Source organism: Methylophilus sp. (assembly GCF_008015755.1).
GTDB lineage: Bacteria > Pseudomonadota > Gammaproteobacteria > Burkholderiales > Methylophilaceae > Methylophilus.
Map to the genome: position 1 here is coordinate 16,199 of NZ_SSGF01000015.1, position 12,354 is coordinate 28,552.

The 12,354-nt window shown below is 50.7% G+C and carries 15 protein-coding genes; 10 read left to right on the forward strand and 5 right to left on the reverse strand.

Annotated features, from left to right (window positions below; all coding sequences use genetic code 11):
* Positions 1-10: 10 nt before the first annotated feature.
* Together bamC and dapA are read right to left on the reverse strand one after the other, a co-directional pair.
* Positions 11-1,267, reverse strand: a complete 1,257-nt coding sequence (gene bamC, locus E6Q52_RS06055; protein WP_292819794.1) for an outer membrane protein assembly factor BamC — start codon at positions 1,265-1,267, stop codon at positions 11-13.
* A gap of 30 nt (positions 1,268-1,297) precedes the next feature.
* Positions 1,298-2,185, reverse strand: a complete 888-nt coding sequence (gene dapA / locus E6Q52_RS06060; RefSeq protein ID WP_292819796.1) for a 4-hydroxy-tetrahydrodipicolinate synthase — start codon at positions 2,183-2,185, stop codon at positions 1,298-1,300.
* A 169-nt stretch (positions 2,186-2,354) separates the two neighbouring features.
* Between dapA and E6Q52_RS06065 the strand changes: the two genes are divergently transcribed.
* The 9 genes from E6Q52_RS06065 (at position 2,355) to E6Q52_RS06105 (ending at position 7,653) form a co-directional block, all read left to right on the forward strand.
* Positions 2,355-3,017 carry an RnfABCDGE type electron transport complex subunit B gene (locus E6Q52_RS06065; protein ID WP_292819798.1) on the forward strand — a complete coding sequence of 221 codons (663 nt, stop codon included), beginning with the start codon at positions 2,355-2,357 and terminating at the stop codon, positions 3,015-3,017.
* Between the two features lie 28 nt (positions 3,018-3,045).
* Positions 3,046-3,705, forward strand: a complete 660-nt coding sequence (gene nth / locus E6Q52_RS06070; protein WP_292819801.1) for an endonuclease III — start codon at positions 3,046-3,048, stop codon at positions 3,703-3,705.
* A gap of 2 nt (positions 3,706-3,707) precedes the next feature.
* Positions 3,708-4,157 carry a DUF1841 family protein gene (locus E6Q52_RS06075; protein WP_292819803.1) on the forward strand — a complete coding sequence of 150 codons (450 nt, stop codon included), beginning with the start codon at positions 3,708-3,710 and terminating at the stop codon, positions 4,155-4,157.
* A gap of 20 nt (positions 4,158-4,177) precedes the next feature.
* On the forward strand, positions 4,178-4,720 hold the full coding sequence (locus tag E6Q52_RS06080; protein ID WP_292819805.1) for a sigma-70 family RNA polymerase sigma factor: 543 nt from the start codon (positions 4,178-4,180) through the stop codon (positions 4,718-4,720).
* Between the two features lie 16 nt (positions 4,721-4,736).
* Complete coding sequence (locus E6Q52_RS06085; RefSeq protein ID WP_292819807.1) at positions 4,737-4,985, forward strand: zf-HC2 domain-containing protein; 249 nt, start codon at positions 4,737-4,739, stop codon at positions 4,983-4,985.
* A 37-nt stretch (positions 4,986-5,022) separates the two neighbouring features.
* The gene (locus E6Q52_RS06090) at positions 5,023-5,337 is read left to right on the forward strand and encodes a hypothetical protein (RefSeq protein WP_292819810.1); all 315 of its coding nucleotides are present in this window, start codon (positions 5,023-5,025) and stop codon (positions 5,335-5,337) included.
* A gap of 30 nt (positions 5,338-5,367) precedes the next feature.
* Positions 5,368-6,246, forward strand: coding sequence for a DUF692 domain-containing protein (locus E6Q52_RS06095; protein ID WP_292819813.1), 879 nt, complete (start codon positions 5,368-5,370; stop codon positions 6,244-6,246).
* Positions 6,246-7,007 (forward strand): putative DNA-binding domain-containing protein, encoded by a 762-nt coding sequence (locus E6Q52_RS06100; protein ID WP_292819816.1) that lies wholly within the window; start codon positions 6,246-6,248, stop codon positions 7,005-7,007. The genes E6Q52_RS06095 and E6Q52_RS06100 overlap by 1 nt, the downstream gene beginning before the upstream one ends.
* 178 nt (positions 7,008-7,185) lie before the next feature.
* The gene (locus E6Q52_RS06105; RefSeq protein WP_292819819.1) at positions 7,186-7,653 is read left to right on the forward strand and encodes a MarR family transcriptional regulator; all 468 of its coding nucleotides are present in this window, start codon (positions 7,186-7,188) and stop codon (positions 7,651-7,653) included.
* Between the two features lie 96 nt (positions 7,654-7,749).
* Here the strand turns inward: E6Q52_RS06105 and E6Q52_RS06110 are convergent, their stop codons facing one another.
* The 3 genes from E6Q52_RS06110 to E6Q52_RS06120 all read right to left on the reverse strand — a co-directional run bounded on the left by E6Q52_RS06110 (position 7,750) and on the right by E6Q52_RS06120 (position 11,731).
* The gene (locus E6Q52_RS06110; protein ID WP_292819822.1) at positions 7,750-7,935 is read right to left on the reverse strand and encodes a DUF1289 domain-containing protein; all 186 of its coding nucleotides are present in this window, start codon (positions 7,933-7,935) and stop codon (positions 7,750-7,752) included.
* 22 nt (positions 7,936-7,957) lie between these two features.
* Positions 7,958-10,690, reverse strand: coding sequence for a preprotein translocase subunit SecA (secA, locus tag E6Q52_RS06115; protein ID WP_292819825.1), 2,733 nt, complete (start codon positions 10,688-10,690; stop codon positions 7,958-7,960).
* A 108-nt stretch (positions 10,691-10,798) separates the two neighbouring features.
* Positions 10,799-11,731, reverse strand: a complete 933-nt coding sequence (locus E6Q52_RS06120; protein WP_292819828.1) for a M23 family metallopeptidase — start codon at positions 11,729-11,731, stop codon at positions 10,799-10,801.
* A 108-nt stretch (positions 11,732-11,839) separates the two neighbouring features.
* Here E6Q52_RS06120 and E6Q52_RS06125 point away from each other — a divergent pair, with 108 nt between their 5' ends.
* Entirely contained in the window at positions 11,840-12,286 is a 447-nt protein-coding gene (locus E6Q52_RS06125) for a DUF721 domain-containing protein (protein ID WP_292819831.1), read from the forward strand.
* Positions 12,287-12,354: the final 68 nt, after the last annotated feature.

A 12,354-nucleotide genomic window follows, 5' to 3' on the forward strand; every position in this document is an offset into this window, starting at 1 on the left:
GCTGCCTCGGTTACTTCAATTGCTCATATAGCAGTGAAATAATGCGGTTAGCCGTCGTCGACGTATTACGTTTGTTATCCACAGTGAGCACATAGACATCGGTCGTGTCATCCGCGTTTTCCAGCACCTGAATACGATATTGCTTACTGGATTTGTCACCGTCTGAGGTACCTTTCCAGAATCTGGTTTTATCGCCGGGTTTCACTTCTGCCGGTGCTGGCGCTTTTTCGTCTTCATCGCTGCCCCAGAATTTCAGGCGCTCCAGCAACCCTTTTTTCTGCTTGATTGGGTCTTCAGCATCAGTATCTGCATAACGCACATAGAAAATGCCTTCAGAACGATTTTTGTCTTCGGTGACAAACCCAATACGATCCAGTGCCAAACCTACACGACGCCAGGCGCGGTCAAACGGCTCATTGAGTTTTAACGTCACACTCTGATCAGGCTCTTTAATCACATCTGCGCGCTTGTCAGAAGCCACTTGCGTCATCACATGATCTGCTTTTTGCTCATCCAGACCCAACTTGACCATCATGCGGCGCAACAACTCAGCATCAAGGTCTGCATCAAACTCCTGACCAGCGTTGTTTTTATTGTCAGCCGCATTGACACGATAACCCGTATCAATCCTGCCCAACTGCGTGTTGACATAGTTTTTGCCATCATCCGGCGCACCCGCCACCGTACGATGCGTCATATAGATTTCGGTGGTGCCTTCTTTTTCACCGCGCTCCAGCCGGGTGCGGAATTTGCGTCTGTCAGCAAAGCCGGATAACTTGTCCAGCCAGGCATCAAACTTTTCACCGTAACCACGGTTATCTTCTTTTGGTTTAATCACATCTGACTGCAACCACTCGGTTTCAATCACACCCAGTTCAGGATTTTCTACCTTGACCGCGAAGCCCTGGTCTAACCAGAAATCACGCACAATCGGCCAGATTTTTTCAGCCGGGGCATTCACCACCAGCCAGCGTTGTTGTCCGGCTTTGACCATGCGCACATTTTTCATGTCGGCCAACACAGGTTGCGGGCCATTTTGCTCCTGCGCATCCTGATTCTGGCTATAAGCAGAATAACTGGTACTACCCGGCACGTTGTAGGTGCTGCTGGTGCGTACAGAGGTCAGGTCAGGAGGCACTTCCAACGGCTTGGAGCGCCCTGCGCCCTTGTAGTCTGAGCTGTTATTCATAAACGGGATAGAATCACAAGCAGCCAGCACTGTGACCAGGCTGACCAACACCGCCCGTTGTAACCAAACATGATTCATGTATTTCACTTATTTCACCCTAAATTAGTCTTAGCCCACTGAAGCGGCAATCTCGGCCTGCTGCATGGCGCTGCGTAATACTGCATGATATTGGCTGGACAAATTGACCAGCGGCAAACGAATGCCGGTCGCAATCAAGCCCATTTGCTGTAATACCCATTTCACTGGAATCGGATTTGCCTCGACAAATAATTTTTGATGCAGGGCAAACAATTTGGTGTTGGCAGCTTTGGCGGCAGCAACGTCGCCCTTCAAGGCATGCACACACATCTCGTGCATCAATTTTGGTGCCACATTGGCGGTGACTGAAATCACGCCTTTACCGCCTAGCAACATCAAGGCCAGTGAAGTAGCATCATCGCCGCTGTAAACAGCGAATTCGGCAGGCACACGCAACAATAAATCGGTGCCGCGCTCAATGCCGCCGGTGGCGTCTTTAATGCCCACAATATTCGGCACCTGGGCCAAACGCACCACTGTATCGTTGGTTAAATCGCAGCCAGTACGGCCAGGCACATTGTATAAAATTTGTGGAATGGCAACCGCCTCGGCGACGGCTTTAAAATGTTGATACAAGCCCTCTTGTGAAGGCTTGTTGTAGTAAGGCGCGACCAACAGGCAGGCATCGGCACCCAGGCTTTTCGCTTTTGCTGTCAGTTCAATCGCCTCGGCGGTCGAGTTAGCGCCGGTACCAGCAATCACCGGCACCCGCTTGGCCACATGCTCAACCGTGGTTTTAATCAGCAAACAATGTTCGTCCACATTGACGGTGGGCGACTCGCCGGTGGTGCCGACGATGACGATGCCATCGGTGCCAGCATCGACATGAAAATCGATCAGCTTTTTGAGCGCGTCCAGATCCAAACGACCATCTTCAAACATCGGGGTCACGATTGCGACCAAACTGCCCGTAAACATACCTAGCGCCATTCAATAATAAAGCGAATATTTTAACTGATTATGCGCCTGAACGCCAAAGAAGCCGTCTACCCAGCCAGCGTGGCCTGTCAAGCCATCGTCAAACAGGCTTTCAGTTATAATGACAGCCTTTGCAACAGGGATTGAATAGCGTTTTTGCCAGGGTAATATGCAGACGACACGCCGACTCACGCAGGAGACATTGATTGCGCAGATTGATGCCCTGCTGCCGCAAACACAGTGCCGCCAGTGTGGCTATGACGGCTGTAAACCCTATGCGACGGCTATCGCCAATAGTGAAGCAGACATCAATCAATGCCCGCCAGGCGGCGATGCAGGGATACACGCATTGGCCGCCTTACTGCAACGCCCCTACCAGCCGTTAAATCTCGCCCATGGCGTGACCAAACCCAAAGCCGTCGCGGTGATTGACGAGGCCACATGCATTGGTTGCACCCTCTGCATCAGCGCCTGCCCGGTCGATGCCATCCTCGGCGCCGCCAAATTCATGCATACCGTGATTAGCCAGGAATGTACCGGTTGTGAACTGTGCCTGCCGCCCTGCCCGGTCGATTGCATCAGCATGCACACGGTGACCGGCCGTGAATTGGCAATGAATACTGAGGAGGCAACCCTGGCGCGACGCCGCCACGAGCAGCGAAACCAGAGGCAGGCGCTTGAAAAACACCACAAAGCCCAAACCTATCACAAGCCAGCCACTGCACATACTGACCATGCAGCAGCTGAGACCACAAACACCAACGCAGAAGCGCTTAAAAAAGCAGCGATCGCCGCCGCGATGGCCCGAGTAAAAGCACAAAAAGCAGGTTAAGCCTGGCTTTAATCAACGAATTTTTGATATGAATGCCCAAAAAAGACTGGCGATTTTCGAGAGACTATCACAAGCCATCCCTAACCCCACCACAGAGCTGGAGCATGACTCTACCTTTGAATTACTGATTGCGGTGATTTTGTCGGCGCAAGCAACTGACAAAGGCGTAAACATTGCCACACGCAAACTGTTCAAAGTTGCCAACACACCTCAAGCCATTCTCGACCTCGGTCTGGAAGGCCTGGAGAGCTATATTAAAACCATAGGCCTGTACCATGCCAAAGCCAATCATGTGCTCAAATGCTGCCAGCAATTGCTGGAGTTGCATGGCGGCGAAGTGCCAGATACCCGCGCGGCGCTTGAGGCGCTGGCCGGGGTCGGTCGCAAAACAGCCAATGTCATTCTCAACACCGCTTTTGGCCAACCAACGATTGCTGTCGATACACATTTGTTTAGGGTCGGCAATCGCACCAAACTGGCGCCAGGAAAAAATGTGCTTGAGGTCGAGCAGCGCTTTTTAAACACTACCCCCAAGCCATTTTTAAAAGACGCGCATCATTTGTTAATCTTGCATGGTCGCTACACCTGCACGGCGCGCAGCCCCAAGTGTGGCGAATGCTGCATCGCCGACTTATGTGAATTTCAAGACAAGCAAATACAACCGGTTAAACCACCGGCAGAGAGTTAACCATGGCCTTATTCAACCCCAGCCGCGATGAAGTCCGCCAATTTTTCTTTGACGCCTGGTCAAAATTTAAGCAACAAAACACACTGACTGACCTTGAAAAAATGGCGGTGAGCATTATGCATATGCATCCGGAATACCACGCGATTCTGGACAATCCCGAGCACTACCTGGCGCAAGCCTATTACCCGGAAATGGGTGAAACCAACCCGTTTTTGCACATGAGTTTGCATTTGTCGATCCAGGAGCAAATCAGCATTAATCAGCCGATCGGTATTACCCAAGCCTACGGCAAACTATGCACGCGCTTTCAGCAAGAACATGACGCGCAACACGTGTTACTCGAATGCCTGGCCGAAACCATCTGGCTGGCGCAGCGCAACCAGACCGGACTGGATGCCGCGCATTACCTGAACCTGATCGAGCAGCGCGCCGGCATTGCTCCGTCGGCCTAAACTATGCTTCAATAGCCGGCATGACCTCTAACTCGCACGACTGGCTTAATGAACATGGTGACTATTTATACCGTTTTGCGCTGACACGGCTGCGCGACCCGCATCAGGCGGAGGATGTGGTACAGGAAACCCTGCTGGCGGCGATCAAAAATCCTAGCTTTGCACAACAATCCAGTCCGCGCACCTGGTTAACTGGCATCCTTAAGCACAAAATCATTGATTGCATGCGCAAGCAGGTGCGCGAAATCCCTGCCTCGACTCTGATGTCTGAGGAAGACGCCAATATGGATGAGTTTTTTGACGACACCGGGCATTGGGCAGAAAAACCGCAAGCGTGGGATGTGCCGCAAGATGCCTTGCAGCAAAAACAATTTTTGCAGGTCTTACAGCAATGTATGGACCGTTTGCCACAAAAACTGGCTGCTATTTTTTCCATGCGCGACGTCGATGACATGGACAACGAGGAAATCTGTAAGGCGCTGGAGATTACCGCGACCAATGCTTGGGTGATGTTATATCGGGCCAGAATGGGGCTAAGAAAATGTCTGGAAATGCATTGGTAAATACGGTGGAGTGAATATGTTGAGTTGCAAACAAGCCAGCCTGCTGGTCTCACAATCACTAGACCGCCGGCTGCGCTGGCGCGAAAGAATGTCGGTGCGCATGCATCTGTGGATATGCGTCTATTGCCGACGCTTTACACAACAGCTCGCCTTGATTCGTCGCATGATGCACGCCTGGCAAGATCAAGCGACAGATCAAAGTGAAGTGGCGTTATCCCAAGCCGCACGCGAGCGAATTGCACAACAACTGGACAAGTTTTACTGATGTCCGACTTTAACCCCTGTTTTAAAAAGGAATCGAGATGACAACACCTAAAATAGCTGTTATGACTGGCGCAGTTGCGTTATCGATTGCAGCGGCGACGGCCCATGCAGACATTAATCCATTTGAGGTTAAAGCATTAAACCAAGGCTACCAGGTAGCCGATGCCACTGATAGCAAAGCCAAAGAGGGCAAATGCAGTAGCGGCAAATGCGGCGCCGAGAAGAAAAAAATGAAAGAAGGCAGCTGTCATCATGACAAAGCCAAAGAAGGGAGTTGCTCTGCGGACAAGATGAAAGAAGGCAGTTGTTCGGCTGAAAAAATGAAAGAAGGCGCTTGTCACGCAACTAAATAATTCGCAACGTGATTAGCGGCGCGTAAACGCATGGCAGAACTATCAGAGATTCGGGGGGCAGGCCTGGGACTTAAGCGCGAGCTCCTTCCGCAGCTGATGCAACAACATGGGCAGCCCTTGCTCAGCCAGTTGCAGTTTGTAGAAATTGCGCCCGAAAACTGGATAGAGGCCGGTGGTAAATATGCCGCCGAGCTAGACTGGTTTGCCCAGCGCTATCCAATCGCATGTCATGGTTTATGCTTGTCACTGGGTGGGCCGGACCCACTCAGCGTTAAATTTCTCAAACAGATCAAACAATTTTTAACTGATTTTGAAATCCCGCTTTACACCGAGCATTTAAGCTATTGCACTGATACCAGCAATGGCTACATTTACGACCTGTTACCTATCCCGTTTACTGAAGAAGCCGTGCAGTATGTGGCGCAACGCATCCGGCAAACACAGGAGATTCTGCAACGCCGGATTGCCGTAGAAAATACTTCTTTTTATGTGGATTCGCCGATCTCGGAAATGGATGAGATCAGCTTTATCAACGCTGTATTGACTGAAGCCGACTGCGATTTACACCTGGATATCAATAATGTCTATGTGAATAGCGTCAATTTCGGCTTTGATGCGTATGCTTTTCTGGATCAAATCCCCGCGCAGCGCATTGTATATGGGCATCTGGCCGGGCATTTACAGGTAGCGCCCGACTTACTGGTGGATACGCATGGCGAAGCGATTATTGAGCCGGTGTGGCATCTGCTCAAATACGCCTATAACAAGCTTGGCGTGTTTCCAACCCTACTGGAACGCGATAGCCATATTCCCCCCTTGCCTGTGCTAATGACCGAGGTCAACCGTATCGCTGCACTGCAACAGCCGACACGTCCTAGCCATACGCACCCCTTGCAGCAAGTCGCCTGATGAAAGCGTTTCAAGCCTACCAAACAGCCTTTACCACGCACTTGCGACAGCCTGCCCTGCATGCCAAACCAGCGGGATTGAGCGATAAACGCATGCGGATTTATCGTGAAATCGTCTTTAATCATTTTTTAGCCAGTATTCGCGCCTGCTTTCCGGTACTGCACGAGATTCTCGGCAAACGGCGCTTTAGCACACTGGTGCGTCAATGTTTCTACTCACAGCACTTTAACAGCCCCTTGTTTAGAGATATTCCCGGCAGTTTCGTGACCTTTTTACAAACACAAACAGTGGCCGACCTGCCAGCCTACACCGCGCAACTTGCGCATTACGAATGGATAGAGCTGCACCTTAGCCAGCAACTTGAGACCACATCGGCGGCGTTCTCCAGCGTGCCAGAGACTAGCGAGAAGGCATTGCTGCAGCGCGTTGTGAGGCTATGCGAGGTGCACCGATTATTGCATTACGACTATGCAGTGCATCAGCTATCTAAAAAACACAAAACGGCTGCCCCCATCGCCACCTTTTTATTGGTCTATCGCACGCCAGCATTCAAGGTGTGCTTTATCCAGTTAAATGCAATCACTTATCAACTCTTGCAACAACTGCACACACAAACCGCGACCGCACATCAGCACCTGCTGCAGTTAGCGCAGTCGATGCCGCATTTGCCGGTTGAGACTGTCATCCAATTTGGCCTGCAAACGTTATATACGCTTTATCAGCAACTGGCCATCACAGCCGATGGACAGTTGGCAAAATAAGCCTCATTTCAGACAGACCGGTCTGGCAAAACAGCTGATCGGTTGTGATTAAAAACGACTTTTTTGTCTAAAATCACTGAATATCCCGGGAATTTTTATCGCGCGAAACATCGAGAATTCATGTTATCTAGAGGAAACTGGTAAAATGAACATATAAAATATTTACATTAAATTAATCATGCAAAACTCACTCGCCAAAGACGCTTTAAAACAATTTCGAATTATTTTCGGTACAGTCAGACAACATTTTAGAGAAATTGAAGCGTCCTGCGGCATCTCCGGTTCACAACTGTGGCTGTTACATGAAATCGCCAGCCATCCTGAACTCGGCGTCTCACGTTTGGCAGAAAACTTGGCCATCCACCAATCCACCTGTAGCCTGCTCGTTGAAAAACTGGTTAAAAAACAGCTGGTCGAAAAACAGCGCCTGAGCCAAGACCAACGCAAGGTCGGGCTGATTGTCACCGAAAAAGGGCATGCCGTGCTGGCCAAAGCGCCTGAGCCCGTTGATGGAATTTTGCCGCAAGTCTTGGCCACGCTAGATGCAGAGGCTCTCGAAACGCTGAATATCTCCCTCAAAATGGTGATCGGTAAACTCGATGCACAAGCAAACGCGCTGTCCAATCAGCCACTGGCTGACATGTAATTAGCGCCACCCCGCATATCAAAAAAGCCGGCGATTGCCGGCTTTTTACTTTGTCATATGAAACGGAGTGATGTAAAACGGATATTGATTTGCCGTTTATTCCCCAAATACAGCAGATTCACGCGCATTGGCAAGCTTGATCACTTCGGCTTTCCCGGCGTGATCAAGGTCCCACCACTGGCGGATTTCTTCTATGGTTCTAAAACAGCCCTGGCAAAAACCGTTACTGTCATCAATACTGCACACCCCGACACATGGGGATGGGATTTCCTGTTCAGACATATTCAAGCTCCTTGTGTATTGATTAGCTCAATGCGCCATGGCAGTTTTTAAAACGTTTACCAGAACCACATGGGCAAGGGTCGTTACGACCAACGCGCACACCTTCTGGCAAGCCCGGTGCAGACTCAGTTGCATCTCCACTATTGGTCAAGGCTGAGTCATAGTCGGTGTGCTGATACTGCAAATTACCCACATCAGTGGCACGCATCGCCTCTTCAGCACGACGCTCTTCTTCTTCAAGTTCTTCGCGCGAGCGCACTTGCACCTGCATGGTGACCTTGGTGACTTCACTCTTGACCGTGTTCAGCAAAGACTCAAATAGCTCAAACGCCTCACGTTTGTATTCCTGCTTAGGATTCTTTTGCGCATAAGAGCGTAAGTGGATCCCTTGACGCAAATGATCCAGCGCTGCCAGGTGCTCACGCCAGTGATTGTCCAGGCTTTGCAACATGACTGCGCGCTCAAAATTGCGCATATTGTCATTGCCCGCCATTGACTCTTTTCCGGCATAGCTCTCATTCGCCGCATCCATGATGCGCTCACGCAAGGTTTCTTCGTGCAAGTCTGGGTTGTTCTCCAGCCATTCGCCAACCGGCAAGCGGATACTCAACTCGTCTTGCAACGCCTGCTCCAGCGCAGGCACATCCCATTGCTCTTCCACGCTGCCTGGTGGCACATAGGTATTAAACAGACTGTTAATCACATCTTCACGCATGGCGCGGATGGTCTGGCCCACATCAACGGATTCCAGCAACTCATTACGTTGCTCGTAAATCACCTTGCGTTGATCGTTAGACACATCATCATATTCCAGCAACTGCTTGCGGATATCAAAGTTACGGCCCTCAACCTTGCGCTGTGCATTTTCAATCGCACGCGTCACCATGGCATGCTCAATGGCTTCGCCCTCTGGCATATTGAGGCGAGTCATGATCGCCGCCACGCGCTCACCAGAGAAAATACGCAGCAATTGATCTTCAAGTGACAAATAGAAACGGCTGGAGCCCGGGTCACCCTGACGGCCGGAACGGCCACGCAACTGGTTGTCAACACGACGCGATTCGTGGCGCTCGGTACCGATAATATGCAAGCCACCCGCTGTCAGCACGGCATCGTGGCGTTGTTGCCACTCGGCTTTGAGCTGGGCAATTTTGCTTTCTTTGTCAGCCTCGCTCAAACTGGCGTCATTGCGAATCGCGTGAATTTCACCTTCTGAGTTACCGCCCAAGACAATGTCGGTGCCGCGACCGGCCATATTGGTCGCAATCGTGATCATGCCTGGACGGCCTGCTTCAGCGACGATGGTCGCTTCGCGCTCATGCTGCTTGGCGTTTAAGACCTGATGTTCCAGCTTGGCTTGCGTCAGCAATTGCGAAATCAATTCGGAGTTTTCAATCGACGTCGTCCCGACCAATACCGGTTGCCCTTTGGCCTGACATTGCTTGATATCTTCAATCACCGCCTTGTATTTTTCCATGCCGGTGCGATAGACCTTGTCCATCGCATCCTGGCGTTGTACCGGTCTGTGGGTTGGAATCACCACCGTTTCCAGCGCATAGATCTGGTTAAACTCGTAGGCTTCAGTATCTGCTGTACCGGTCATGCCGCTGAGCTTTTGATACATGCGGAAGTAGTTCTGGAACGTAATCGACGCCAGGGTCTGGTTTTCTTTTTGTATCGCCACGCCTTCTTTGGCTTCCACCGCCTGATGCAAACCATCAGACCAGCGGCGACCTGGCATCATACGGCCAGAAAACTCATCCACAATGACGATTTCATTATTACGCACGACGTAGTGCTGATCGCGGTGATAGAGGTTTTGCGCGCGCAACGAGGCATACAAGTGGTGCACCAGCGTAATATTGGCTGGCTCGTACAGGCTGGAACCAGCTGTCAACAAGCCGGTTTGCTCCAGCAGTTGCTCGGCATGCTCGTGACCGATTTCACTCATGGTCACGCTTTGCGCTTTTTCATCGACCCAGAAATCGCCCTCACCGTCTTCAACTTGCTGGCGCACCAATTGCTTGGCGACTTCGTTAATCGCGCCATACAAATCAACACTGTGCTCGGCCTGGCCAGAAATAATCAGCGGTGTGCGCGCCTCATCAATCAAAATAGAGTCGACTTCATCCACCAGCGCATAATGCAAAGGACGCTGGACGCGCTCTTCTTTGCTAAACACCATGTTGTCACGCAGGTAATCAAAACCAAATTCGTTATTGGTTCCGTAAGTGATATCTGCGGCATACGCCTGCTGCTTGGCGTCATGCGTCATTTGCGACAGGTTGATGCCAACGCTCAACCCCAAAAAGTTGTAGAGTTGCCCCATCCATTCCGCGTCGCGTTTGGCCAAGTAATCGTTTACCGTCACCACATGCACACCTTTGCCGGTGAGCGCATTCAAATAGGTTGGCAGGGTCGCTACCAGGGTTTTACCTTCACCGGTACGCATTTCGGCAATTTTGCCTGCATTTAGCACCATGCCGCCGATCAGCTGCACGTCGAAATGGCGCATGCCTAAGGCACGCTTACTGCCTTCACGCACCACCGCAAACGCCTCTGGCAACAATTTTTCCAGAGACTCGCCATTGCTGTAACGCTGTTTAAACTCTTCAGTTTTTGCACGCAATTGCTCGTCGCTCAAGGCTTGAATCTCGGGCTCTAACGCATTGATTTGTTTGACGGTTTGCTGATACTGTTTGACCAGTCGATCATTACGACTGCCAAAGACTTTTTTAAACAACGAGGCTAACATGAGTCACACCGATTTCCGCATACGCGGCATTAAATTGGAATAAAGCGAGATTGTATAAGATATAGAGGGCGGTTGTCTCAATTATTGCATGTCACTGCCGGAATTCCCTCAGGAATGGTTCCTGAGATATTCACGCGGATCCAGCGGGTTACCATTGAGTCGAATTTCGTAGTGCAAATGCGGGCCCGTTGAGCGACCTGTGCTACCGATCAAGGCAATTTTCTGCCCTTTCATCACGCGGTCACCCGATTTCACCAGTAACTTGGAATTGTGCGCATAACGCGTTTCCAGGCCTGATCCGTGATCAATCTTGAGCAGGTTACCGTAGTCTGGCGTTTGCACAGCGGTGATCACGATACCATCTGCCGCGGCATAGACCGGCATACCGACAGAGGCGGGAAAATCCAAGCCCTCATGAAAAGCGCGATGACCATTCAACGGGTCAATTCGCCAGCCGTAACTGGATGAACTATACGCCGCCGCGACCGGGCTGCTGTTAGGCAGCATTTCGCGCAGTACACTCTTTTGCAACAGTTTTGCTTCAATTTTGCCCTGATACTCATCCCTAAAATCGAGATCAGCGGACATTTGCTCAATCGTCGCTTTCAAGTCTTCTTCGCTTAATGGTGAATCCTTCACCAACGGGCCGCCCTGCCCTAATGACTCACTGATTGGCGGCTCGCCAACCGGCAGTTCATTGACCGTCGTTCTTTCGTTAATCGGCTCCGCGGTCGATTTAACGCCAGCCAATTTGGACAAACGCTGGTTCTGCGCATCCAGGCGCAAAATACGCGCCTGTAGCTCGCCAATTTGCTTGGCATAGGCATCGAGGTGGTTTTGGGTAGACAGCATGGCGCCGCGCAAATGCGGCGGCAACATGGCTTTCACGCCCTGTGATTTGATCACTTGCTGTGGCGTAATAAATAGTAGGGTTAACACAACTGGCACCAGGATCAACGCCAGCAGCAGGCCAAGGCTCTCAAACACGCCCAGTGTTTTCGGCTTGGCCATTTTTTCTGAAACAATAATGATATTTATCATGCTAAGAACTCTCGCTATTCACCGGCACGCAATGATGACCCAACGGGTTAACCAACGCTTTCTGGCCTGGTGGTGTACAATATTCATGCATTCTGTGGACAACCCGCCATGTTCAAAATCAATCAGATTTTCAAGCATCATCACGATCTCAAGCCGCTATTACAAGAAGCGGATGATAGGCAGCAATTACAGCAATGCTGGTCAGCAGTTGCCCCGGAATTTTCCAGATTTTCGCATGTGCTGGCACTGCATGATGGCGCTCTGACGATTGCGGTGCAATCAGGCGCGGCGGCCAGCAGAATCAAGTTAATGGAAACCCAACTGTTGCAAAAAATCCGGGATTTTTGTCAAAATTCCAGGAAAATCAAAGGCTTAAACCTTAACGCAATTAAGGTCAAAGTGCAAGTAAAATCTCGCCCGCAAAGCAAGCATAAACGTATCAAAGCCCCTTCAAATCGCGCTTTAAATACGCTGGAGACCTATGCTAATGAGGCCAATAATCCAGCACTTGAAGCCGCTTTACGTCATTTTATTGACCAGCAACGCCACGACTGAGTGAGTCTTTTCCGGCTTAAAAACCGCCCTGAAAACCCGCTTGTAGACGCACTTTAATAGTGCAATAA